Origin of the sequence: Streptomyces sp. WELS2, from assembly GCF_013870595.1 — a bacterium.
Classification (GTDB): Bacteria; Actinomycetota; Actinomycetes; order Streptomycetales; family Streptomycetaceae; genus Streptomyces.
The window spans coordinates 1-1,324 of record NZ_JACBWZ010001255.1 but is presented as its reverse complement, the minus strand read 5'-3'; the positions used below and the strand labels follow the sequence as shown (position 1 = coordinate 1,324).

Annotated in this window: 2 protein-coding genes; both read right to left on the bottom strand. The window is 73.5% G+C overall.

The window, feature by feature from the left end:
- Nucleotides 1-474 (bottom strand): glycerophosphodiester phosphodiesterase family protein (locus tag H5J33_RS35495; protein WP_309485575.1); only part of this gene is annotated, 474 nt, incomplete at its 3' end.
- A 2-nt stretch (nt 475-476) separates the two neighbouring features.
- A complete protein-coding gene (locus H5J33_RS35490; protein WP_181798754.1) occupies nt 477-1,175 on the bottom strand; it encodes a YitT family protein in 699 nt (232 codons plus the stop codon).
- Between the last annotated feature and the right edge of the window lie 149 nt (nt 1,176-1,324).

Here is a 1,324-nt window from a genome sequence, read left to right as displayed (position 1 = left end):
GAGCCGGGGCCCGGCCAGCCGCTGCGCGCGCAGTACCCGCGCCTCCGAGAAGGAGCCCACGCAGACCCGGTCCCAGGCGTTCGCGCGCTCCACCAGCTCCAGCAGAGGGCGCAGCGCCGGCTCCGCCTTGACGTCGACGTTCCAGCGCACCCCGGGGAAGGTCTCCAGCAGCTCCTCGAACAGTGGCACCGGTTCCCGGCCCGCCACGCGCGCGTGCCGTACCTCCGCCCACGGCAGGTCGGCGATCCGGCCCGCGCCGTCGGTGACCCGGTCCAGCGTGGCGTCGTGGAAGGCGACCAGCCGGCCGTCCGCCGTGGCGTGCACATCGGTCTCGATGTACCGGTAGCCCAGCTCCACCGCCCGCCGGAACTGCGCCACGGTGTTCTCCAGGCCGTCGGCCGCGCCGCCCCGGTGGGCGAAGGCGATCGGCCCCGGGTGGTCGAGGTACGGGTGGCGCGGGGCGGGCGTCGTCAAGGTCACGGACGCAGTATCACCCGCTCGGGTGTCCCGCCGGCGACGACCGTGCTGCCCGCCGGTGCCGACGGGACGGCGAACGCGCGCAGGAACACCTGCGCCAGCGGGCCGATGGACACGGCGTACAGTACGGTGCCCACCCCGATGGTGCCGCCCAGGACGAAGCCGGTCACCACCACCGCCACCTCCACCGCCGTCCGCATCAGCCGGATCGACCGGCCGGTGCGCCGGTGCAGCCCGGTCATCAGCCCGTCGCGCGGGCCCGGACCGAAGCGCGCCGCTATGTACAGGCCGGTCGCCATGCCGTTGAGCACGATGCCGACGAGGAGCAGGGGCACGCGCACGGCGAGGGAGCGGACGTCCGGGAGCAGCGCGAGGGTGCCGTCCATCGCCAGGCCGACCACGAAGACGTTGGAGATCGTGCCCAGTCCGGGCCGCTGCCGCAGCGGGACCCACAGCAGCAGCACCGCCGCGCCCACGATGATCGACAGGACCCCGATGCTGAGTCCGGTCAGTTCCGCGAGCCCCTGGTGCAGCACGTTCCACGGCTCCAGGCCCAGCCCGGCCGCCACGAGCAGCGCGGAACTCGCGCCGTAGAGCACGAGACCCGCGTACAGCTGGACCAGCCGCCGGCCGAGCCGCCGGCCGGATCCGGGTATGCCGGCGGTGGACGCGGTGGACGCGGAGCCGACTGTGGACATGGGAGTACCCCCCTGAGTGGTGGCGGTGGCCTGACGCATGTCACTCTGTGGCTTGGTAATCCTCGCCATCCATGGCCAATCCGGGGAAGGTGGACTGATCTTCATGGCACAGTGGACCTCGGCGGTGGGGGCCGCGCAGCTCGCCCGGC

Bases quoted from the DNA above. Each gene is read 5' to 3' on its own strand.
- H5J33_RS35490 (WP_181798754.1), bottom strand. From the start codon at position 1,175: ATGTCCACAGTCGGCTCCGCGTCCACCGCGTCCACCGCCGGCATACCC.